The sequence below is a fragment of the Blastococcus carthaginiensis genome, assembly GCF_030731085.1.
GTDB lineage: Bacteria > Actinomycetota > Actinomycetes > Mycobacteriales > Geodermatophilaceae > Blastococcus > Blastococcus carthaginiensis.
Genome location: NZ_JASNFN010000010.1, coordinates 182,331 through 202,110, shown reverse-complemented (window position 1 = coordinate 202,110; position 19,780 = coordinate 182,331). Strand labels below are relative to the sequence as shown.

Below are 19,780 nucleotides of genomic sequence, written 5' to 3'. Positions count from 1 at the left end.
CGCGGCGTCCCCGGCACCGGCGTCCTCCCCCACCGCGCAGCGTCCCGGGCGGCCGCGTCCACCCTCACCGCACCGCGTCCCCGGTGACCGCGTCCACCCTCACCGCGGCGTCCTCCCCCACCGCAGACGCCGAGGGAGGGCACGCCATGATCAGGTGAGCTGATCGTGGACGAGCGGACCGGAGGTGGGCGGTGGCGGTCGTGCTCGCGCTGGCGTCCGCGGTCGTCTACGGGACCGCCGACTTCCTGGGCGGGCTCGCCAGCCGCCGGGCGCCGGTCTTCGGCGTCGTGGCCGTCTCCCAGGCCGCCGGCCTGCTCGCGCTGGTCGTGCTGCTGCCCTGGCTCGGCGGGCCGGTCACCGCCGCGGACCTGGCGTGGGGCGCCGCCGCGGGGCTCGCCGGTTCCGCCGGGCTGCTGGTCTTCTTCCGGGCGCTCGCCGGCGGCGTCATGAGCGTGATCGCCCCGGTCACCGCCCTCACCGCCGCCGCCGTCCCGGTGCTGGTCGGGATCCTCGGCGGCGAGCGCATCGGCCCGTGGGCGACGGCGGGCATCCTGCTGGCTCTCGCCGCGGTGGTGCTCGTCTCCGCCGAGGGCGGTCTGCGGGCGCTCCGCGGGGTCCGGGCACCCAGCCTCGCCCCGGCGCTGGTCGCCGGCACGGCCTTCGGCCTGTTCTTCGTGCTGCTGGACCGCACCTCGGCCGGCGCCGGCCTCACCCCGCTGGCGGCTGCCCGGATCGCCTCGGTGGCGCTGGTGGTCGGCGTCGCGCTCGCCACCCGCCAGGTGCTGCGGCCGGGACGGGTCGCGCTGCCGCTGGTGCTGGTCTCCGGCCTCGGCGACATGACGGCCAACGCGCTGTTCCTGCTCGCCACCCAGCAGGGCGGGCAGCTCGCCATCACCGGGGTGCTCGCCTCGCTGTACCCGGTGAGCACGGTCGTGCTCGCCCAGCTCGTGCTGCGCGAGCGCCTGGTGCCCGCCCAGCTGGCCGGCCTCGCCACCGCGGCGACCGCCGTCGTCCTGATCACGCTGCCCGGCTGACCACCCCTTCGGGGCAGGCTCCCGGTACCCGGCTCCGGCCCGCACTCCCCGGGGCCGATGAGCCGTCCGTGAGCCCTGTGCGTCCTGACACCGACGCAGCCCTCGCCGCCGCCCTCCGCCCCGGCGGCGTGCGCAGCGTCTTCCAGCCCATCGTCGAGCTCGACACCGGCGCGGTCGTCGCCTACGAGGCCCTCGCGCGGGGCCCCGAGGGCCCGCTGCAGCGCCCCGACCTGCTCTTCGCCGCCGCCCGCGAGGCCGGTGCGCTGGCCGAGCTGGACGCCGCCTGCCGGGTCGCCGCCTTCTCCGGCGCGGCGCGGCACGGGCTGCCCGCGCCGATCGCCCTGTTCGTGAACGTGGAGCCGGAGGTCCTCGACACCGCGCCCCTCGACGAGCTGCTGGCGATCGCCGCCGAGGCCCCCGGCGGGCTGCGCGTGGTCCTGGAGATCACCGAGCGGGCGCTGGCCACCCGGCCGGCCGAGCTGCTCCGCACCGTCGCCCGCGTCCGCGAGCTCGGCTGGGGCGTCGCCCTGGACGACGTCGGGGCCGACTCGATGTCGCTGGCCTTCATGCCGATCCTGCGCCCCGACGTGATCAAGCTCGACCTGCGGCTGGTGCAGGAGCGGCCCGGCCCGGCCATCGCCGAGATCATGAACGCGGTCAACGCCTACGCGCAGGCGACCGGCGCCGCCGTGCTCGCCGAGGGCATCGAGAACGACACCCACCTGGCCATGGCCCGGGCGCTCGGGGCCACCCTGGGCCAGGGGTGGCTGTTCGGCCGCCCCGCGCCGGAGCCCGCCTGCGACCGCCCCCTCGGCTCGCTGCCGCCGCCGGTCGAGGACGCCGCGACCGACGGCGAGCCGGGCTCCCCCTTCGCCTGCCTGCCCGCCGGCACCGTGCTGCGCCGCTCCCCGAAGACGCTGCTCATCGAGCTCAGCAAACAGCTGGAGCGGGAAGCGCTGCGCCTCGGCGAGACCTGCGTGGTCACCGCGACCTTCCAGGAGGCCCGCCACTTCACCCCGTCGACGACGCAGCGCTACCGCGACCTGGTCGAGCGCACCGGCTTCGTGTGCGCCCTCGGCGAGGGGCTCCCCGCCGAGCCGCTGCCCGGCCTGCGTGGCACCGACCTCGCCGCGGACGACCCCGTGCGCGGCGAGTGGGACGTCGTCGTGCTGGCCCCGCACTTCAGCGTGGCCCTGCTGGCCCGCGACCTCGGCACGACCGGTCCGGACCCGCAGCGGGAGTTCGAGTACGCCCTGACCAATTCCGCGGCGTCGCCGTCCGCGCGGCGCGCAGTCTGCTCGGCCGGGTGGCACCGCGCACCCACCGGGCGACCCCGGCCGCCCCGGTGCGGCCCGCGACCCCGGCGGCCACCGCTCCGGTGACCATGGGCGCGGAGCTGCTCGGCGACGCCACCCTGGTGCGCCGCGCGCTCGCGGCCACCCCGAGCGGCGTGTGCCTCGTCGACGTCCGGCTCCCCGACCAGCCGCTTGTCTACGTCAACCCGGCGTTCGAACGGCTCGCCGGGATGCCGGGCGAGGAGCTGCTGGGCCGCAACTGCCGGTTCCTGCAGGGGCCGGACACCGACCCGGGCGCCCTGGCGCGCATCCGTGCCGCCATCGCCGCCGGCCAGGAGTGCCGCGAGGTGCTGGTGAACCACCGCGGGCCCGACCGCACGCCGTGGTACAACGAGCTGCACCTGGCGCCCGTGACGGACGCGACCGGGGCCGTCGTGCAGTACATCGGCGTCCAGGTCGACGTCACCGGGCAGGTGAGGGCGCAGCGGGCGCTGGAGCAGGAGCGCGACCGCACCCGCGGGTACCTGGCCCGGATCGAGGAGCTGTCGGTCACCGATCCGCTCACCGGGCTGTCCACCCGCCGGCACGTGGAGGAGCAGACCGAGACTGCGTTGTGGAACGCGCGCTGCGCCGGCGACGCCGTGGCGCTGGTCGTGGTCGCCGTCGACGGCTTCACGTCGATCGAGGAGCGCTACGGGTCGACCGCCGCCGAGCAGCTGCTCGCCGCCACGGGTCAGCGCCTCCGCGCACGGCTGCGGCGCGGCGACCTGGTGGCGCGCTGGGCCCGCGACTCGTTCGTGGTCGTGCTGCCGGGGCTCGCGGCCGGCAGCGCCGGCCGGGAGGCGGCTCGGGTCCGGGCCGGGCTGGCGGAGGCTGCCCGCGGCCCCGTCCTCCTCGCCGGCGCGCCCGTGGTCACCGGGATCAGCACCGGTGCCGCGTGCTTCCCCGCGGACGGCGACGACGTCACCGGGCTGCTCGCGGTCGCCGAGCGCGCGGCCGGCCGGTTGCCTGTCTCGCCGAGCTGACCCGGGCCGGACTCAGGCGCCCGCGTCGAGCAGCTCGACCGGGAACGGTGGGCGCCCGACGCCGCGCACCCGGGTGCTGCCCCAGGGGTCGCGCTCGGTGGCCTCGGCGACCGAGCTGCCGTGGGGCGTGGTGAGCTCCAGCCGGGTGCGCGGCGCGACGGCGACCGCGACCCGCCCGGACCAGATCACCGAGCCCGCGAGCGAGTCGAAGCGGGCGGCCAGCGCGGCGCGTGCCGTCCGGGGTTCCGCGCCCTCGACGGCGACGGTCACCTCGTCCTCGTAGCCCTCCGGCTCCTCGTGCACCGGTTGCCCCCTCAGCCGCGCGGGGGGAGCAGCGTGGTCAGCCCGCGGTCGGCCAGGTCGGTGAGCTGGTCGACCAGGTCGGCGGCGGAGACCCTCCGGTCCCCCGACCACCAGTGCGTCGCCAGCTGCACCATGCCCACCACCCCGTAGGCCCAGGTCATCGCCCCGTCGGCCGGGCGGCCGGCCTCGGTCAGCCGCGCGGCCAGCAGACCGCCGAGCGCGGTGGCGACGGCGTGCTCGGTGGCGGCGACCAGGTCGGCCCGGCCCGCTCGCCCGGCCTGCGCGTAGGCGAAGCGGTAGAGCGCGGGCTCGTCCTCGATCAGCGAGACGAAGGCGGCGATCACCGCCCGCAGCTGCGCCCGGTCATCGGCGCGGCCGGCGGTCAGCTCGCCCAGCAGCCGCGGCAGCAGGACGGCCTGGGAGATCCGTTCGAGGACGGCGTCGATCAGCTCGTCCTTGTCGCTGAAGTAGCGGTAGATGACCGTCTTCGAGACGCCGGCGCTGCGCGCGACGTCGTCGACGGAGAAGTCGGGGCCGGCCAGGCGCACCGCCTCGACGGCCGCCCCGACGAGGTCCTCCCGGCGCGCGCGCCGGTGCTCGGTCCACCGGGAGCGGCGCCCGTCCGTCTGTGCGGTCGCCGGCGCATCGGCCACCTCTTGCATGTGTTTCACGGTAACAGCTACCTTCTCTCGCGGCCCTAGTCGTCGTCCCGGGGAGCCCGCCTGTGACCACCATCCTCCCGTCCGGAGCCCGGCAGGACACCCGGAAGTCCCCCGTCGACCGCGAGACGCTCTCGACCAGGCTCCTCGGCTCCGCCGCCAAGAAGTCCTACGACCCCGTGGTCGACATCGACTGGTCCGCGCCGATCCCTGAGCATCTCTACGGTCTGTCACCGGAGTGGTCCACGCTCTTCGGCACGCCGGAGTGGGACGCGCTGGACCACGCGCGGCGGGTCAGGCTGACCATCCACGAGTACTGCTCGATCTCCGGCGTCGGCATCTGGTTCGAGGGGCTGCTCATGCAGCTCGTCCTGCGCGACGTCTACGGCGAGGACCCGGCCCGGCCCCACGTGCAGTGGGCGCTGACCGAGATCGCCGACGAGTGCCGCCACTCGGTGATGTTCGCGCGCACGGCCCAGACCTTCGGCGCGCCCTCCTACCAGCCGCCGCCGAAGCTGCAGCGGCTCGGGCGCGCCTTCGCGGCGAAGGGCGACGGGCCGGCGGCCTACGCGGCGATCCTCGTGGCCGAGGAGATCCTCGACATCTTCCAGCGCGACCTGATGAAGGACGAGCGGGTGCAGCCGCTCACCCGGGCCACCAGCCAGATCCACGTCGTGGAGGAGGCGCGGCACATGCGTTTCGCGCGCGAGGAGGTCGCCCGCCGGACGCCGGAGCTCTCGGCCTGGCAGCTGCGGAAGCACCGGACGGTGGTGGCCGCCGTCGCGGCGGTCGTGGCGGAGAACCTGGTGCAGCCGCAGGTGTACGCGGCGGTGGGGCTGGACCCGGCGCGGACGCGGGCCGTCGCGCAGCGCAACGAGCACTACCGGGCGAAGCTCCGCGACGCCGCCGCCGGCCTGGTGGCGTTCCTCCGCGAGACCGGGCTGATCGGCGGCCCGACCGAGCGGCTCTGGCGGCGCGCCGGGCTGCTCTGACCCGGCCGGGCGGTGCGCGGAGGCCTACTTCGTGCTGCGACCGTCGACAGGAGTGCTCGACGCTGCGGTCCTCTTGGCGTTCGCGATACGCATCACGCTGGAAGGCACGAGCCGGCCCGAGAGAGCCGATCGCTTGACCGCGAGCCGTGCGGCGTTCACCTGGGCAGGCGTCACCTTGACCACCTTGGGCACGATGTCATCCCTCTCGCTCAGTCGCCGTCACTGTCCCGGTGCTCGGACACCCTGTCCACCTCCACGACTGCTGCGTCGTCACCGGCGTACCGGACGACACCAGGTGGACCCCCAGGTGGGGAGCGTGGCCACGGGCAGAAGCGATGCGGCGCCACCGACACGGAGGACGTCGTCCAGAAGCCATGGCATCAGCCCTGGGCGAGCTGGGTGCTGTAAAGGCAGATCGCGGCTGCGGCCGCGAGATTGAGGCTCTCCGCGCGTCCGCGCATGGGGATGCGGACCCGCGCGTCGGCCAGCTCCGCGAGCTCGGACGGCACGCCGCGGGCCTCGTTGCCGAACAGCCAGAGCACCGGCCCGGCCAGCCGCCCGCCGGTGACGAGCGCCGGGAGCTCCACCTCTCCGCCGCCGTCGGCCGCGAGCACGGTCACCCCGGCCGCGCGCAGTTCCGGCAGCAGCGTGCCCAGCGGCGCCCCGCGGACGACGTCGAGGTGGAACAGGCTGCCGGCGCTGGACCGCACCGCCTTCCCGCCGTAGGGGTCGGCGGAGCCCGCGCCGAACACAACCGCGCCGGCCCCGCAGGCGTCCGCCGTCCGCAGCACGGTGCCCGCGTTGCCGGGATCGGCCAGCTCGGCGAGCGCGACGGCGAGCCGCGGCGGCGCCGTGGTCAGCGTCCCGGCGGGGACGTCGCGCAGCGCGCAGACCGCCACCAGCCCCTGCGGCGTGACCGTCTCCGACAGCCCGGCGGCGGCCTTGTCGGTGACCAGCCGCACCGGCACCCGTGCGGCGGCCAGCAGGTCTGCGTGCGCGGTGGCCGCGGCCTCGGTGGCGAAGACCTCCCGCACGCCGGCCGGGTCGGCCAGCGCCTCGGCGACGGCCTGCCGCCCTTCGGCGAGGAACAGCCCGGCAGCGTCCCGGCCGGCGCGGCGGGTGAGCTTGCGCGCGGCGGCGATGCGCGCGGACCGCTCGGTGAGCAGCTCGGTCACGCGGTCTCCTCCGTGGTCGTGCAGACGCCGACGCCGCCGGTGCCAGGCCCCGAGGGGTCGGTCACCGACGGCGTCGGTCGCCCTGCCTGCAGAGAGCAGGCGGGGCCTCGATCAAGCGGCCTGCTTGCCGGTCGCTTCGGGGTTGGCGGCGAGCGCGGCCCGGGCGGTCTCCACCAGGGCGGCGAAGGCGGCGGGCTCGTTCACGGCGAGCTCGGCGAGGACGCGGCGGTCCAGCTCAATCTCGGCGAGCTTCAGCCCCTGCATGAACCGGTTGTAGGTCATGTCGTTGAGGCGGGCCGCGGCGTTGATCCGGGTGATCCACAGCTTGCGGAAGTCACCCTTGCGCGCCTTGCGGTCGCGGTAACTGTAGGTCGCCGAGTGGAGGATCTGCTCCTTGGCCTTGCGGTACAGCCGCGACCGCTGACCGCGGTAGCCGCTGGCGGCCTCGAGGGTCGTCCGGCGCTTCTTCTGGGCGTTGACCGCCCGCTTCACGCGTGCCACGTGAGTGCTCCTGTCTTTCTAAAGGTCGGTGGGAGGGGCGCTCAGAGGCCCAGGAGCTTCTTCAGGTTCTTGGCGTCGGCCGGGGAGACGACCTGGTCCCGGTCCAGCCGGCGCTTGCGGGTCCCGGACTTGTGCTCGAACTTGTGCTGGTTGTTCGCCTGCTCGCGCATGAGCTTCCCGGTGCCCGTGATGCGCACCCGCTTGGCGGTGCCCTTGTGGGTCTTCTGCTTCGGCATGTCCTCGGTCCCTGTCGTCTGGTGCCGGGGCGCGCGGCAGCACGCAGCTGCCGCACGCACCGGCCGTCCTCGGTGGTGCTGGTCTCCGGCTCTCCCGCGCGGTCCCGCCGCGAGCCTGCTCACGGCGGGAGGCAGGAGGGCCCTGCTTCAGGCGCTCGGCGCCTGCTCCTCGGCCTGCTCGTTCTTGGGCCGGCGCTTCTCCTGAGCGGTCTGCGCGCCCTTGTGCGGGGCGATCACCATGACCATGTTCCGACCGTCCTGCTTCGGGTTGGACTCGACGACGCCCAGCTCGCTGACGTCAGCGGCCAGCCGCTGGAGGAGGCGGTAGCCCATCTCCGGGCGCGACTGCTCGCGGCCTCGGAACATCACGGTGATCTTGACCTTGTCGCCGCCCTTGAGGAAGCGCTCGACGTGGCCCTTCTTGGTCTCGTAGTCGTGCGGGTCGATCTTGAGGCGCAGCCGCATCTCCTTGATGACGGTGAGCGCCTGGTTCCGCCGGGCCTCGCGGGCCTTCTGGGCGGACTCGTACTTGAACTTCCCGTAGTCCATGAGCTTGGCGACGGGCGGCCGGGCCATGGGAGCGACCTCGACCAGGTCGAGCTCGGAGTCCTGTGCCAGGCGCAGCGCCTCGCCGATCGACACGATGCCGACCTGCTCGCCCTCGGGCCCGACCAGGCGGACCTCGGGGACTCGGATGCGGTCGTTGATGCGGGGCTCGGTGATGGCCTCTCCTTACGCTGCTGCGTGGGAGGAGTCGCTGGCCCACCCGGGCGCCGACGGGAAAAGGCCCCGCGAGCAGCTGCTCACGGGGCCCACTCGCCGGTGGCCCACGACCCGTGGGTCGTGCGCACGCGATCACCGACCGGTGGCCGGTTTCTCGCGATCCGGGACCTGGGCGCCTGGACGGCGTCAGGTGGGAGCGGGCTCCTCTTGGATAGCGGCCCGGGGCGGGGCCGCTGGTGGTTCGCGCGCCTCATGTAGCGGGGAGGCACGCCCATGCTACAGCGTCCCGGTGCCCGTGGTCATTCCCCCCTGCGCCGACGTGCCGGAAGAGCCCGTCGACGTGCTGGAACGGCCTCCCTGCAGGGGCCTGCGCCGAGCCTCGCGACGTGCTGGGACGGCCCCGCCCCGAGGCTCGCCCCGGGCGGAGCGAGGGGTGAGGAGGACGAGGCCTCAATCGTCGTAGAGCAGCGGCGGCCGGACCGGGTCCTTCGCCCGGGCGGCGGCGTGCAGGCCGCGCAGCCCCTCGACGGCACGGACGGCGCGCTCGCCATCGGCGGCCTGCAGCGCGTGCAGCGAAATCTCGTCGCCGTTCTCCAGGGCGAGCGAGCCCCAGGCCGACGTCCGCTCGAAGCGCACCGCGCGCACCGCCGTCCACGGCAACCGGTGGTGCACGAGGAGGTTGCGGACGCGGACGCCGTGCTCGTCGGCGTCGACCCGCGACCGCCCCAGGGCGAGCACCCCCGCGGCGAGGAGCACGCCGAGGCCGGCGATGGCGATCTGGTCGACCGGGCCGTAGGCGACCACGGTGTTCTCGGTCGAGGGCAGGCTCAGCGCGACCAGGAGGCCCACCAGTGCGACCACGCCGGCGACGACGGCCAGCAGGAGCCGCAACCGGTGCGGGACGGCCGAGACGGCGGGCAGGGGATCGTGGGAACCGCTCACGAGCCCCATGGTGACAGCCGGCGCGCCGGACCCGGCTGGCAGAGTGCGGGGACGTGGAGACCACCGGCACCGCCCAGCGCACGGCGTGGGAGCAGCGCTCCCTCCCCCCGGTCGAGCAGTTGCGCAGCGACCTGTGGTCGGTGCCGGTCCCGATCCCGCACAACCCGCTGCGCTACGTGAACGTCTACCTCTTCGCCCTGGACGGCGGCGGTCTGGGCCTGCTCGACACCGGGTGGGAGAGCGAGGCCGGCTGGTCGGCGCTGACCGAGGGACTGGCCTCCGTCGGCGGCTCGATCGCCGATGTCCGCGGCGTGCTCGTCACCCACCTGCACTTCGACCACCTCGGGCTGGCGGCCCGCGTGCGCGAGGCCAGCGGCGCGTGGGTGGCCATGCACCCGGCCGACGCCGACGCCGTCCGCCGGTTGACCGCCACCGAGGCGCAGGCCGCCGTCGACGCCGAGGTGGCCTTCCTCGTCCGGCTGGGCGCTCCCCGCGAGGAGGCGCTGGGCGACGTGGGTGGTGCGGAGAACCTGTCCGGCTTCCACCGCATGGCCGTGCCCGACCGCCTGCTGGGGGACGGCGACCACGCCGCCTTCCCCGGGTGGACGCTGCGCGCCGTCCACACGCCCGGGCACACGCCCGGTCACCTGTGCTTCGCCGAGGAGCGCACCGGGCTGCTCTTCTCCGGGGACCACGTGCTGCCGCGCATCAGCCCGAACGTCTCGAGCACCACCGGCGGCTCCGCCGACCCGCTGCGGGACTACCTCGACTCCCTCGCCGCCGTGCGCGACCTCGACCCGAGCGAGGTGCTGCCCGGGCACGAGTGGCGCTTCCGCGGCCTGGCCGAGCGGACCGACGCGCTGACCGCCCACCACGAGCGTCGGCTGACCGAACTGCTCGGCGCGATCCGCGAGCACCCCGGCTCGACGCCGTGGGACCTCGCGGCCCACCTGACGTGGTCGCGGCCGTGGGAGCAGTACGCGCGGCGGATGCGGATCTTCGCGGTCACCGAGACCGATGCGCACCTGCGGCTGCTGGCCAGCCGGGGGCTGGTGGTCGGCGACGGCGGGGCGGTGCCGACGTGGACGCTGCGCCCCCGCTGACCACGACCGGCCTGGCCGACCGGCTGCTGGCATCTCCTCCGCTCCTGGGCGGCACCAGGCTGGTCCGGGTCGACGGGCCGGCCGGCTCGGGCAAGACCACGCTCGCCGCCGGGCTGGCCGCCGCCCTGCCCGACGTCGCCGTCGTGCACATGGACGACCTCTACGCCGGCTGGACGCTGACCGGCGCGGTGGCCCGGCTGGCCGCCGGGGTGCTGGGCCCGCTGGCCGAGGGGCGGCCGGGCGCCTACCACCGCTACGACTGGGCGCAGGGGCGCTTTGCGCCCGATCGGACGCCGGTGCCCGTGCCCGGCGTGCTGGTGGTCGAGGGGTGCGGCAGCGGGTCGCGCGAGGTCGACCCCTGGGCGAGCCTGCGGATCTGGGTGGAGGCCGACCCGTCGGTGCGGCTGGCGCGGGGGGTGGCCCGGGACGGGGCGCACCTGGCCGGCGAGTGGCGGCGCTGGCAGCGCACGGAGGCGGTGCACTTCGCGACCGAGGGGACGCGCGCCCGGGCCGACGTGGTGGTCGACGGCGGACGGTGACCCGGCCCACTTCCACGCTCCCGCGCCGGGGTGCGACACACGCCGGTGACGCCGGACGGCGACCATGGGAGCCGACCGCATGCGAGGGGGACACGTGACCGACACCGACCCGGAACAGCCGACCGAGCTCCCGCTGGCCGGGTACACCGTCGCGGTGACCGCGGCGCGCCGCAAGGAGGAGCTGGGGGCGCTGCTGGACCGCCGCGGGGCGCGCGTCGTCCACGCCCCGGCGATCCGCATCGTCCCGCTGGCCGACGACACCGAGCTCGTGGCGGCCACGCGCCGGGTGCTCGAGGCGCCCGTGGACCTGGTGGTCGCCACGACCGGGGTCGGCTTCCGCGGCTGGCTGGAGGCCGCCGACGCCTGGGACCTGCCCCTGGTCGCGCACCTGTCCGGCTCCCGGGTGCTGGCCCGCGGTCCCAAGGCCCGCGGCGCGATCCGCGGCGCTGGGCTGGTCGACGCCTGGTCACCGGAGTCGGAGTCCTCCGCCGAGGTGCTCGAGCACCTGCTGTCGGGCGCCGAGGGCCCGCTGGCCGGCCGCCGGATCGCCGTCCAGCTGCACGGCGACCCGCTGCCCGAGCTCGTCGCCGGCCTGCGGGAGACCGGCGCCGAGGTGCTCACCGTCCCGGTGTACCGGTGGGTGCTGCCGGAGGACGTCACCCCCGTGCGCCGCCTGGTCGCGGGCATCGTCGCCGGCTCGATCGACGCAGTCACCTTCACCAGCGCGCCGGCCGCGGCGAGCCTGCTGCAGGTGGCCGAGGAGGCCGGCCAGCGGGAGGCCGTGGTCGCCGCCTTCGGCGACCGGGTGCAGGCGATCGCGGTCGGCCCGGTGACGGCGGGGCCGCTGGACGCCGCCGGGATCAGCTCCTTCCAGCCCGTCCGCGCGCGCCTCGGCGCGCTCGCCCGCGAGGTCGTCGCCCGGCTGCCCGAGCGGGATCCCGTGCTGCAGGTCGGGCCGCACACGCTGCAGGTGCGCGGCCACGCCGCCGTCGTCGACGGCCGGCTGGTCGAGCTGCCGCCCGGCCCGCTGGCGGTCCTGCGGGAGCTGGCCCGCCACCCCGGCCACGTCCTCCCCCGCGCCGACCTGGTGGCCGCGCTGCCCGGCGGCGGTGACGGCCACGCGGTGGGGATCGCGGTGACCCGGCTGCGCGCGGCGCTCGGCGCCCCGCTCGTGGAGGCGGTCGTCACGCGCGGCTACCGGCTCGCGGTCTAGCGCCCCGGCCGGAGGTCGCGCCGCACCAGCACCCGCGGGAAGCCGTTGAGGACCGACTCGGTGTCGGCCACCTTCACGAAGCCGGCCCGCTCGAACAGCGCCCGGGTGCCGACGTAGGCCATCGTCAGGTCGACCTTCCGACCCTGGTTGTCGACCGGGTAGGCCTCGACCGCCGGCGCCCCGTGCGCGCGGGCGAACTCCACGGCGCCCGCGACCAGGTGGTGGGCGACGCCCTCCCCCCGGTGCCCGGGGCGGACGCGGATGCACCACAGCGACCAGACGTCGAGGTCGTCGACGAGCGGGATCTTCCGGTTGCGGGCGAAGCTCGTGCCGGCCCGCGGGTGCACCGCCGCCCATCCCACGACCTCCTCGCCGTCGTAGGCGAGCACGCCCGGGGGCGGCTCCTCCCCCACCAGCTCCCGCACCCGCTCACCGCGCGCCGGCCCGACCAGCTCCCGGTTCTCCCTCGACGTCGGCAGCCGGTAGCTCAGGCACCAGCACACGTTCGCGTCCGGCCGCTTCGGGCCGAGCACCGCCGCCACGTCGGGGAAGCTCCTCGCCGGCCGCACCTCGATCGCCATGGACGGATGGTGGCACCGCCGACCGACAACTCAGCCGGCCGCCGCGACGGTGTGCGCGGATCCGCAGTTCTCGCGAGCGGAACTGCCGATCCGCGCACACCCTTGAGCCAGCACCCCGGTGCAGCGCGGAGTGCGCGCAGCGTGCTCCTGCGCGCGGGCCGACATCGCCGGCCAGGCCGCGATCGCCCGCCGCAGGCAGCCGTGGGTCATGTCCTTCCTCTACCTCGGCGCGTTCGGCTCCGTCATCGGCTTCTCCGGCGCCTTTCCGCTGGTGCTGGCCGACGAGTTCCCCGACACCTACCGCTACGCCTTCCTCGGCCCGCTGGTCGGCTCGCTGTCCCGGCCGTTCGGCGGCTGGCAGGCCGACCGGGTGGGGCGGCGCAATGGTCACCGTCGTCGGGCAGGCGGTGGCGATCGGCTCGGCCATCGCGTTCCTCCCGGCCGGCAGCTTCGGCGCCTTCCTCGCGAGCTTCCTGGTGCTCTTCGCGGTCGTGGGCATGACCAACGGCTCCACCTATCGGATGACTCCGATCATCTACCGGGCCGAGGCCGCCGCCGGGTACCCCGGGGAGAACGCCGCGGAGGTGCTCTACCGCGCCCGACGGGACACGGCGGCGGCCGTCGGCATCATCTCGACGGTGGGCGCCCTGGGCGCTCTCTTCATCCCGCGGGCGGTGTCGTCGTCCTACAACGCCACCGTAGGCGTGGAGACGGCGCTGCTGGCGTTCTGCGGCTTCTACGTCGTCTGCGTCGCGGTCACCTGGTCGGTCTGCTCCGGCGCGGCACGCTGATGCAGCGCGCCGGCGTTTGAGCACCCACCGGGCCCGGCCCTCCCCCGGGACCGGGCCCGGCTCTCCCCCGGGACCGGGCCCGGTGCCCGCTCCGTGGCCCCAGCGGGTGAGGCGGTCCGGTCCCGGGGTGCAGCCGGACCTCCGGACCGACGAAGATCGCCAGGTGACCGCAGCCGAGGAGACCAGCACCGGGCGCGCGCTCGTCGAGGCCGGAGCGCCGGTGGCGGGGTCGATGAGCGCCGCCGCGGCGACGGTGGTGTTCGAGCCGGCGGCCGCCCGGGTGCAGGTGCACGACGGCTTCGCGGCGGTGCTCCGCCGGGCCGCGGCGGACGCCGCCGGCATGCCGGAGGGCCGCGAGCAGGTGCGGACCGGTGCCGCGCTCGCCTTCGCGGTGGAGCACGCGGTCACGGTGCACCGCGCCGGTCGGGCGGTGCGCGGCGACGGCTACCTCGACGACCGCCCGGGCAACCGCCCCGCCGCCGACGAGCTGACCGAGGCGGTGCTCCTCGCCGCCCGCACCTCCACCGACGAGCGCCGGGTGCGCCACCTGGGCTATCTGCTGGCCGAGGTGGCCGTCTCCCCCGACATCGACGCCGGGCTGGTCGGCCGCGCGCTGCGGCTGGCCGGCGCACTGAGCTGGCGGCAGCTCGCGCTGCTGGCCGCCGTCGGCCGCCGCGACCGCGTGCCGCTGCCCATGATCCCGCTCGACGACGACCCGCGCGGCTGGACGGCGTGGGGCGCGCGGGAGGACGTCGCCGAGCTGCAACGCACCGGCCTGCTCGACCCGCCGCCGGCCCAGCCGCGCCCCGGCGGCGCCGCACTGCCCCGCCTCCGGATCGCCGATCTGCGGCTCACCCGCCGGGGGGTGCTGGTGCACCGGCTGCTCGTGCTGGAGGTGCTGCGCGAGGACGCGGTGACCGCCGCGCTCGCCGACCTGGGCCTGCCGCGCAGCTGACCCGGCGGATCGTGACCGTTTCGTGACCTGCGCGCCGGCGCCCTCCGCCTTTCCCGGCACGTCTTCCCGGTAGAGGACACCGGAGGGAGCCCGCCATGCCCGTCAGCCAGCACGAGCGGCCGGACAGCGCAGCCGTCGTCGCCGCGCGCCAGCTGGCCGAGGAGGCGCACCGTCGCCGGGCCCTCGGCGAGCTCCGCCCCGGGCGCTACCGCGCCCTCGACGCCCGTCGTGCGACGAGCACGGTGTCGGGCACCGGGTTGCCGGTCCGCTCCGCCGCCCCGTGATCCCGCTCCCGGGTCTCGGTGACGACGTCGGACCACTCCCCCGGCTCGAGCACCGCCGCGACGTCCTCGGCGCGGTAGAAGACCGCGGGGTCCAGGTGCCCGGCCCCGTGGTGGTGCGCGGCGGCGGCGTCGAGCAGGTGCCCGACGACGAGCAGCGTCCCGCCGGGCGCCACCGCCGCGGCCAGCCGCCGGAACAGCTCCGCGCGCTCGCCGGCGCTCCGTGCATGCAGGTAGTGCGCCGTCACCAGGTCGAAGCCGCCCGCCGATGGCGTCCACTCCTCCAGGTCGGCGTGCACCCACTCGACCCGGTCCGCCAGCCCCCGTGCCCGCGCCGCCGCGGCGCCGCGCTGCAGGGCCACGGGTGAGAAGTCCACCGCGGTGACCCGCCAGCCGCGCTCGGCGAGCCACAGGGCGTCACCGCCCTCGCCGCTGCCGGCGTCGAGCGCACGGCTCGGCGGCAGGTCAGCCGCCTCGACGACGAGCTGCCTGTTGGGGCGACCGCTCCACACCGCCGGGGCCGAGCGGTAGAGCTCGTCGTAGGTCTCGCGGTCGGTGGCCCTCACGCCGCCACGCTCCGCCGCTGCACCACGGCTGCCCGGGTGTCCTCCTGGATGAGGTCGGCGTTGATCATCGCCCCGGCGCGGAGTCCCTGGGCCGCAGCGACGATCACCTGCGCGCTCAGGTCACCGGCGTTGCCGGCGACCCAGACGCCGGGCACCTCGGTACGTCCGGTCGGGTCGGCGGGCAGGTGGGTGCCCAGCACCGCCCCGTGCATCTCCATCGGCACTGGCATGGCGCCGAGGTCGGCGAGCAGCTCGGCGTTGGCCACGAAGCGCGGCGCGACGACGACGGCGTCCCGGTCGACCAACTCGCCGGAGGCCAGCCGGACGGCGGCGGCACCCTCCAGCCCCGCCACCTCGCCGCGGACGATGCGGACCCCGCGCGCCTCCAGCTGCTCCAGCTCCTCCTCGGCCGGCTCGGAGCCGGTGTGCACGAAGAGGACCACGTCGTCGGTCCACTGCCGCCAGAGCTGCGCCGCGTAGGCGCCCATCGGGCCCGTGCTGACGATGCCGACGGCCCGGTCGCGCACCTCCCAGCCGTGGCAGTAGGGGCAGTGCAGCACCGTGCTCCCCCACCGCTCGTCGAGGCCCGGGAGCGCGGGCAGCTCGTCGGTCAGGCCGGCGGCCAGCAGCAGCCGGCGGGCACGGGCGGACCCGCCGTCCTCGAGAGCGAACCGGAAGCCGTCGTCCTCCCGCCGCACCTGCACGATCCGGCCGGGCACCACCGTGCCGCCATAGCCCTCGACCTCCTCCCGGCCGATCGCGTAGAGCTCGGCGGGGGGCGTGCCCTCCCGGCCGAGGTAGTTGTGCACGTGCCCGGCGGAGGCGTTGCGGGGCTCGCCCGCGTCCACCACCAGCACGCTGCGCCGGGCGCGGGCCAGGGTGAGCGCTCCGCTCAGCCCCGCCGCGCCGCCTCCGATGACCACCACGTCGTACCGCTCGTCCATGGCGCCCACTGTCGACCCGGCACCCGCCACCTGGCAAACCGCCTTGCCGAAGTGGCAAACTGCCGTGCATGACCGACGACGACGTCCTGCAGAACGTCGGCACCCGCCTGCGGGCGCTGCGCACCGACCGCGGGCGCACCCTGACCGAGATCGCCGAGGACACCGGCATCTCGGTGAGCACCCTGTCGCGGCTTGAGGCCGGTGGCCGCCGGCCGACGCTGGAGCTTCTGCTGCCCCTCGCCCGCACCTACGGCGTCGCCCTGGACGACCTCGTCGACGCCCAGGCGCCGGCCGACCCGCGGGTGCACGGGCACCCCGTGGAGCGCGACGGCATGACGATGGTGCCGCTGACGCGGCAGCCCGGCACCGGGTTGCAGGCGTACAAGCAGCTGTTCCCGCCGCGGTGGCAGGTCGGCAACACCGACCAGAAGGTGCACGAGGGGTACGAGTGGCTCTACGTGCTGTCCGGGCGCATCCGCCTGCTGCTGGGCTCCCGCGACTTCGTGCTCGGCCCGGGCGAGGTCGTCGAGTTCGACACCCGCGTGCCGCACGCCTTCTCCAACCCGTTCGCCGAGCCGGCGGAGACGCTCATCCTGGTCGGCCCGCAGGGCGAGCGCATGCACGTGCGCGCCCGCCCGGCCTGATGGCGGTCCCCCGCTGAACGCGGATGCGCAGGTCGAGTGCCTGAAACGGCGCTCCGCGCCCACCGTTCGGGACGGCCAGAGCTCAGGTCGAGCAGGTTCCGTTCACCTCACCGTGGACGCCGGGGCGGTGTGCGGGTGCGCGCCGGTCAGCTGCCGTCGGCGAGACCGGGCATGCGGGCCGGGTCGTCGACCGCGTGCATCCCCACCTGGTCCGGTGGGACGAGGAGCGCCCCGGCGACCGACAGCCCGGCGTCCTCCACCCGGTAGTGGATCGTCTGGGCGGTGACCCAGCCGTCCTCGATGAGGTAGGAGTCGATCCCGCACCGGATGTCGAACTGCGGGTTGCGCCCGGCCCACTCGAGCATCGCCATGCGCTCGTCGGCCAGCACGTAGCCGTAGGAGTAGCTGCCCTCGGCGGCGGCCCGCCACAGCCGGTGGGCCGAGGCGCGCACGCCGTCGTGGCCGCGGAACACCTCGCGGGCGGAGAGGACCACGACCTCGGGGTGGTAGTTCTCGACGAGGTCGGCCTCGAGGTCGCCGGTGCGGCGGTGCTCGAGGTGGGAGGCCATGACCTCGCGGGTGGTGCGGCTGCGGAGACCGCGCGCGGGTGGAGGCATGGTCCCGATCATGGCCCACCGGCGGCCGCCGTCGACGGTGCCGGCGGCCGTGGTGGGATTCGGGGGTGACTCCCCCAGGCCCGATCGTCCGGCGGATCGACGACCCCGACGAACCCGGCCCCGACGTCCGGGTGGCCGAGCAGCGCGACGTCCCGGCGATCGCCGCGACCCTCACCGTCGCCCTGGCCGACTCCCGCTGGACCCGGTGGGCGCTGCCGGACGACGGCCGCATGCAGCGGCTCACCCGGCTGCACGAGCTCGACGCCGCACACCGCGGGGTGGCCACCGGCGCCGCCTGGGTGACCGAGGACCGCGACGCCGTCGCCGTCTGGGAGCCGCCGGCCGGTGCGCCCGGCACCCGCCCCCTGCCGGATGACGTGCGGGCCGCCCTGGCCCGCGAACTGCCCTACCTGTCGGCCGACCGCGCCCGGGTGGTCGCCGAGACCGAGGCGCTGGTGACCGCGGCGCTGCCCGACCGGCCGCACTGGCGGCTGCGGCACCTGGGTGTGCGGCCGTCGTCCCGGCGCAGGGGGCTGGCCGCTGCCGTGCTCGCGCCGGTGCTGGTGCGCTGCGACGCGGAGAGGACGTCGGCCGCCGCGGCGGTGTTCGGCTGGGCCAACGTGCGCTTCTTCCGCGGCTTCGGCTTCCAGGTCACCGAGACCACCCGCACCAGCGACGACGAGCTGCCGCTGTGGGTGCTCGTGCGCGAACCGCTGTCGCTCAGCTGACCGCTTCCCAGACCCGTCGAACCGGAGGTCCCGTGCCCAGCCCGGCCAGCCGCCTGCTGCCCCCGCTGCTCCGCCTGCTCGGCTTCCGGAAGGAGTTCGAGCGCCCGGAGCTGCTGCTGCAGGGAGTGCAGGACCGCCTGCTGCGCCCGGTGCCGTACGGGCCACACCGCGGGCTCGGCCCGGTGGAGGTCGAGGTGGACGTCCACCACGCCACCGGCTGGCCGGTCTACCGCGTCCTGCCCCGGGACCGGACGCCGGACCGCGCCGCCGTGTACGTGCACGGGGGTGCCTGGGTGAACCAGATCCACCCGCTGCACTGGCGCCTGGTCGCCCGGCTCGCCGCCCGCAGCGGCGCCGCGATCACCGTGCCCGTCTACCCGCTGGCGCCCGTGGGGACGGCGGCGACGGTGGTGCCCCAGGTGGCCGACCTGATCGCCGCGCTGGTCGACCGGCACGGCGCCGGGCGGGTCACCGCGATGGGCGATTCGGCCGGCGGCCAGATCGCGCTGTCCGCCGCCCTGCTGCTCCGCGACCGGGGCGTGCCACCGCTGCACCGGACGGTGCTCGTCTCCCCCGCGCTGGACCTGACCCTCGCCAACCCGGAGATCGACCTGGTCGAGCCGCGGGACCCCTGGCTGGCCCGCCCCGGCACCCGGGCGGCGATCGAGCTCTGGCGGGGCGAGCTGCCGCTGACCGATCCCCTGGTCAGCCCGCTCTTCGGGGAGCTGGCCGGGCTCGGCCCGCTCACCGTCTTCAGCGGCACCCGCGACATCACCAGCCCGGACACCCGGCTGCTGGTCGACCGCGCCCGTGCGGCCGGCGTGCCGGTCGACCACCACGAGGAGGAGGGCCTGGTCCACGTGCACCCGCTGCTGCCGGTGCCCGAGGGCCGGCGGGCCCGGCGGGTGATGGCCGAGGTCCTCGCCGGCTGACGCGGCGGGGCGCGCGCGTCAGTCCCAGTTCCGGCGCTGCTTCTTGAGCTGACCGCGCTGCTTCTTCGCCGAGATCCGGCGCTCCTGGGAGCCCCGCGTGGGCTTGGTGCGCCGCCGCGCCGGCGCCGGCGGGGCCAGCGCGGCCCGCAGCACCGCGGCCAGCCGCTCGCGGGCCGCCTGCCGGTTGCGCAGCTGCTGGCGGTGCTCGCTGGCGGCGATGGTGAGGACGCCGTCGACCAGCCGGCTGCCGAGCCGGGACGCCAGCCGTGCCCGCTGCGGATCGCTCAACCCCGGCAGGTCGAGCGGGCGCACCGAGAGCTCGACCCGCGAGTCGGCGGTGTTGACGCCCTGCCCGCCCGGTCCCGAGCTGCGGGAGAACCGCCAGGACTGGGCGGCCGCGGGCACGACGAGGGATCCGGTGACCGGCAGGTCACCGGAGGCGTCGTCGGTCCCGGGCACCGGCACAGTCTGGCCGACGCGGTTCACCGGCCGACCGTAGGCGAGGGCGCGGCGGCGCGGGGTCAGGCCGGTACCGGGTCGGCACCACCGGCGGCGCCGGGCCGGCAGCGCGCGAGCCGGCGGACCGCCAGCCAGGAGCCGCGCGGGGCGCCGTGGGCCTCCAGCGCCTCGATCGCGTACGCCGAGCAGGTGGGGGTGTACCGGCAGCACGGCCGGCGCCGCGGGCTGATCTCCCGCTGGTAGTAGCGGACGCCCGCGACGAGCCGCGCCGCGGCGCCGCTTCCCCGCTGCCCCGCACGGATGGCCGGCAGCGAGCGGGGCGCGACCAGCAGCAGGTCCATCCCGCAGCCGATGGCGTTGGCCAGGCAGCAGCCGGTGTTGAGGAACAGCAGGTCGCGCAGGCACGAGTCGTCCCGGCGGCGGCCGTGGCCGTAGCCGGGGCCTCGCCCGTAGTGCCCGGCGTAGTGCCCGCGGTAGCCGCCGTAGCGCGGCCTGCGACGGCGGGGACCCCAGCCACTGCTCCAGATGAAGACCATGGGTGC

General features: G+C 76.0%; 26 protein-coding genes. 12 read left to right on the top strand and 14 right to left on the bottom strand.

What is annotated here, in order from left to right:
• Positions 1–191 precede the first annotated feature (191 nt).
• The 3 genes from QOZ88_RS10490 to QOZ88_RS10480 all read left to right on the top strand — a co-directional run bounded on the left by QOZ88_RS10490 (position 192) and on the right by QOZ88_RS10480 (position 3,354).
• The gene (locus tag QOZ88_RS10490) at positions 192–1,034 is read left to right on the top strand and encodes a DMT family transporter (protein WP_305999724.1); all 843 of its coding nucleotides are present in this window, start codon (positions 192–194) and stop codon (positions 1,032–1,034) included.
• Between the two features lie 68 nt (positions 1,035–1,102).
• Complete coding sequence (locus QOZ88_RS10485) at positions 1,103–2,416, top strand: sensor domain-containing phosphodiesterase (RefSeq protein ID WP_305999723.1); 1,314 nt, start codon at positions 1,103–1,105, stop codon at positions 2,414–2,416.
• On the top strand, positions 2,341–3,354 hold the full coding sequence (locus QOZ88_RS10480; protein WP_305999722.1) for a diguanylate cyclase domain-containing protein: 1,014 nt from the start codon (positions 2,341–2,343) through the stop codon (positions 3,352–3,354). The genes QOZ88_RS10485 and QOZ88_RS10480 overlap by 76 nt, the downstream gene beginning before the upstream one ends.
• 12 nt (positions 3,355–3,366) lie before the next feature.
• Here QOZ88_RS10480 and QOZ88_RS10475 read toward each other — a convergent pair whose 3' ends face one another.
• Both QOZ88_RS10475 and QOZ88_RS10470 read right to left on the bottom strand, forming a co-directional pair.
• A complete protein-coding gene (locus tag QOZ88_RS10475) occupies positions 3,367–3,657 on the bottom strand; it encodes a DUF4873 domain-containing protein (RefSeq protein ID WP_305999721.1) in 291 nt (96 codons plus the stop codon).
• A gap of 11 nt (positions 3,658–3,668) precedes the next feature.
• Entirely contained in the window at positions 3,669–4,319 is a 651-nt protein-coding gene (locus QOZ88_RS10470; protein WP_305999720.1) for a TetR/AcrR family transcriptional regulator, read from the bottom strand.
• A 62-nt stretch (positions 4,320–4,381) separates the two neighbouring features.
• Between QOZ88_RS10470 and QOZ88_RS10465 the strand changes: the two genes are divergently transcribed.
• On the top strand, positions 4,382–5,308 hold the full coding sequence (locus tag QOZ88_RS10465) for an AurF N-oxygenase family protein (RefSeq protein WP_305999719.1): 927 nt from the start codon (positions 4,382–4,384) through the stop codon (positions 5,306–5,308).
• Positions 5,309–5,332: 24 nt separating this feature from the next.
• Here the strand turns inward: QOZ88_RS10465 and QOZ88_RS10460 are convergent, their stop codons facing one another.
• The 6 genes from QOZ88_RS10460 to QOZ88_RS10435 all read right to left on the bottom strand — a co-directional run bounded on the left by QOZ88_RS10460 (position 5,333) and on the right by QOZ88_RS10435 (position 8,894).
• Entirely contained in the window at positions 5,333–5,500 is a 168-nt protein-coding gene (locus QOZ88_RS10460; protein WP_305999718.1) for a hypothetical protein, read from the bottom strand.
• Between the two features lie 188 nt (positions 5,501–5,688).
• A complete protein-coding gene (locus QOZ88_RS10455) occupies positions 5,689–6,483 on the bottom strand; it encodes a TrmH family RNA methyltransferase (RefSeq protein WP_305999717.1) in 795 nt (264 codons plus the stop codon).
• 111 nt (positions 6,484–6,594) lie between these two features.
• Complete coding sequence (gene rplT, locus QOZ88_RS10450) at positions 6,595–6,984, bottom strand: 50S ribosomal protein L20 (RefSeq protein ID WP_091934216.1); 390 nt, start codon at positions 6,982–6,984, stop codon at positions 6,595–6,597.
• A gap of 41 nt (positions 6,985–7,025) precedes the next feature.
• Positions 7,026–7,220: a 50S ribosomal protein L35 gene (rpmI, locus tag QOZ88_RS10445; protein WP_091934213.1), complete on the bottom strand. Its 195-nt coding sequence runs from the start codon at positions 7,218–7,220 to the stop codon at positions 7,026–7,028.
• Positions 7,221–7,367: 147 nt separating this feature from the next.
• Positions 7,368–7,928, bottom strand: a complete 561-nt coding sequence (gene infC / locus QOZ88_RS10440) for a translation initiation factor IF-3 (RefSeq protein WP_406568223.1) — start codon at positions 7,926–7,928, stop codon at positions 7,368–7,370.
• 465 nt (positions 7,929–8,393) lie between these two features.
• A complete protein-coding gene (locus tag QOZ88_RS10435; RefSeq protein WP_305999716.1) occupies positions 8,394–8,894 on the bottom strand; it encodes a PH domain-containing protein in 501 nt (166 codons plus the stop codon).
• Between the two features lie 44 nt (positions 8,895–8,938).
• Between QOZ88_RS10435 and QOZ88_RS10430 the strand changes: the two genes are divergently transcribed.
• The 3 genes from QOZ88_RS10430 to QOZ88_RS10420 all read left to right on the top strand — a co-directional run bounded on the left by QOZ88_RS10430 (position 8,939) and on the right by QOZ88_RS10420 (position 11,740).
• Positions 8,939–9,988, top strand: a complete 1,050-nt coding sequence (locus QOZ88_RS10430) for an MBL fold metallo-hydrolase (RefSeq protein WP_305999715.1) — start codon at positions 8,939–8,941, stop codon at positions 9,986–9,988.
• Entirely contained in the window at positions 9,967–10,527 is a 561-nt protein-coding gene (locus QOZ88_RS10425) for a uridine kinase family protein (RefSeq protein ID WP_305999714.1), read from the top strand. Before QOZ88_RS10430 ends, QOZ88_RS10425 begins: the two co-directional genes overlap by 22 nt.
• A 94-nt stretch (positions 10,528–10,621) precedes the next feature.
• Positions 10,622–11,740: a uroporphyrinogen-III synthase gene (locus QOZ88_RS10420; RefSeq protein WP_305999713.1), complete on the top strand. Its 1,119-nt coding sequence runs from the start codon at positions 10,622–10,624 to the stop codon at positions 11,738–11,740.
• Here the strand turns inward: QOZ88_RS10420 and QOZ88_RS10415 are convergent.
• Positions 11,737–12,321, bottom strand: a complete 585-nt coding sequence (locus QOZ88_RS10415) for a GNAT family N-acetyltransferase (RefSeq protein ID WP_305999712.1) — start codon at positions 12,319–12,321, stop codon at positions 11,737–11,739. The two genes, QOZ88_RS10420 and QOZ88_RS10415, sit on opposite strands and share 4 nt — an antisense overlap.
• Before the next feature lie 383 nt (positions 12,322–12,704).
• Between QOZ88_RS10415 and QOZ88_RS10410 the strand changes: the two genes are divergently transcribed.
• Both QOZ88_RS10410 and QOZ88_RS10405 read left to right on the top strand, forming a co-directional pair.
• The gene (locus tag QOZ88_RS10410; protein WP_305999711.1) at positions 12,705–13,112 is read left to right on the top strand and encodes an MFS transporter; all 408 of its coding nucleotides are present in this window, start codon (positions 12,705–12,707) and stop codon (positions 13,110–13,112) included.
• A 163-nt stretch (positions 13,113–13,275) separates the two neighbouring features.
• The gene (locus QOZ88_RS10405) at positions 13,276–14,067 is read left to right on the top strand and encodes a hypothetical protein (protein ID WP_305999710.1); all 792 of its coding nucleotides are present in this window, start codon (positions 13,276–13,278) and stop codon (positions 14,065–14,067) included.
• A gap of 205 nt (positions 14,068–14,272) precedes the next feature.
• On the opposite strand, the gene QOZ88_RS10400 is transcribed toward QOZ88_RS10405, so the two are convergent.
• Complete coding sequence (locus QOZ88_RS10400) at positions 14,273–14,914, bottom strand: class I SAM-dependent methyltransferase (protein ID WP_305999709.1); 642 nt, start codon at positions 14,912–14,914, stop codon at positions 14,273–14,275.
• The gene (locus tag QOZ88_RS10395; RefSeq protein ID WP_305999708.1) at positions 14,911–15,858 is read right to left on the bottom strand and encodes an NAD(P)/FAD-dependent oxidoreductase; all 948 of its coding nucleotides are present in this window, start codon (positions 15,856–15,858) and stop codon (positions 14,911–14,913) included. The genes QOZ88_RS10400 and QOZ88_RS10395 overlap by 4 nt, the downstream gene beginning before the upstream one ends.
• A gap of 68 nt (positions 15,859–15,926) precedes the next feature.
• Here QOZ88_RS10395 and QOZ88_RS10390 point away from each other — a divergent pair, with 68 nt between their 5' ends.
• Positions 15,927–16,502 (top strand): helix-turn-helix domain-containing protein, encoded by a 576-nt coding sequence (locus QOZ88_RS10390; protein WP_305999707.1) that lies wholly within the window; start codon positions 15,927–15,929, stop codon positions 16,500–16,502.
• 146 nt (positions 16,503–16,648) lie between these two features.
• On the opposite strand, the gene QOZ88_RS10385 is transcribed toward QOZ88_RS10390, so the two are convergent.
• A complete protein-coding gene (locus tag QOZ88_RS10385; protein ID WP_305999706.1) occupies positions 16,649–17,119 on the bottom strand; it encodes a nuclear transport factor 2 family protein in 471 nt (156 codons plus the stop codon).
• A gap of 65 nt (positions 17,120–17,184) precedes the next feature.
• On the opposite strand from QOZ88_RS10385, the gene QOZ88_RS10380 reads away from it, so the two are divergent.
• Together QOZ88_RS10380 and QOZ88_RS10375 are read left to right on the top strand one after the other, a co-directional pair.
• A complete protein-coding gene (locus QOZ88_RS10380) occupies positions 17,185–17,847 on the top strand; it encodes an N-acetyltransferase (RefSeq protein ID WP_305999705.1) in 663 nt (220 codons plus the stop codon).
• Between the two features lie 32 nt (positions 17,848–17,879).
• Complete coding sequence (locus QOZ88_RS10375; protein WP_305999704.1) at positions 17,880–18,779, top strand: alpha/beta hydrolase; 900 nt, start codon at positions 17,880–17,882, stop codon at positions 18,777–18,779.
• 18 nt (positions 18,780–18,797) lie between these two features.
• On the opposite strand, the gene arfB is transcribed toward QOZ88_RS10375, so the two are convergent.
• Entirely contained in the window at positions 18,798–19,265 is a 468-nt protein-coding gene (arfB, locus tag QOZ88_RS10370) for an alternative ribosome rescue aminoacyl-tRNA hydrolase ArfB (protein ID WP_305999703.1), read from the bottom strand.
• Positions 19,266–19,300: 35 nt separating this feature from the next.
• Positions 19,301–19,774: a membrane protein insertion efficiency factor YidD gene (gene yidD, locus QOZ88_RS10365; protein ID WP_305999702.1), complete on the bottom strand. Its 474-nt coding sequence runs from the start codon at positions 19,772–19,774 to the stop codon at positions 19,301–19,303.
• Positions 19,775–19,780: the final 6 nt, after the last annotated feature.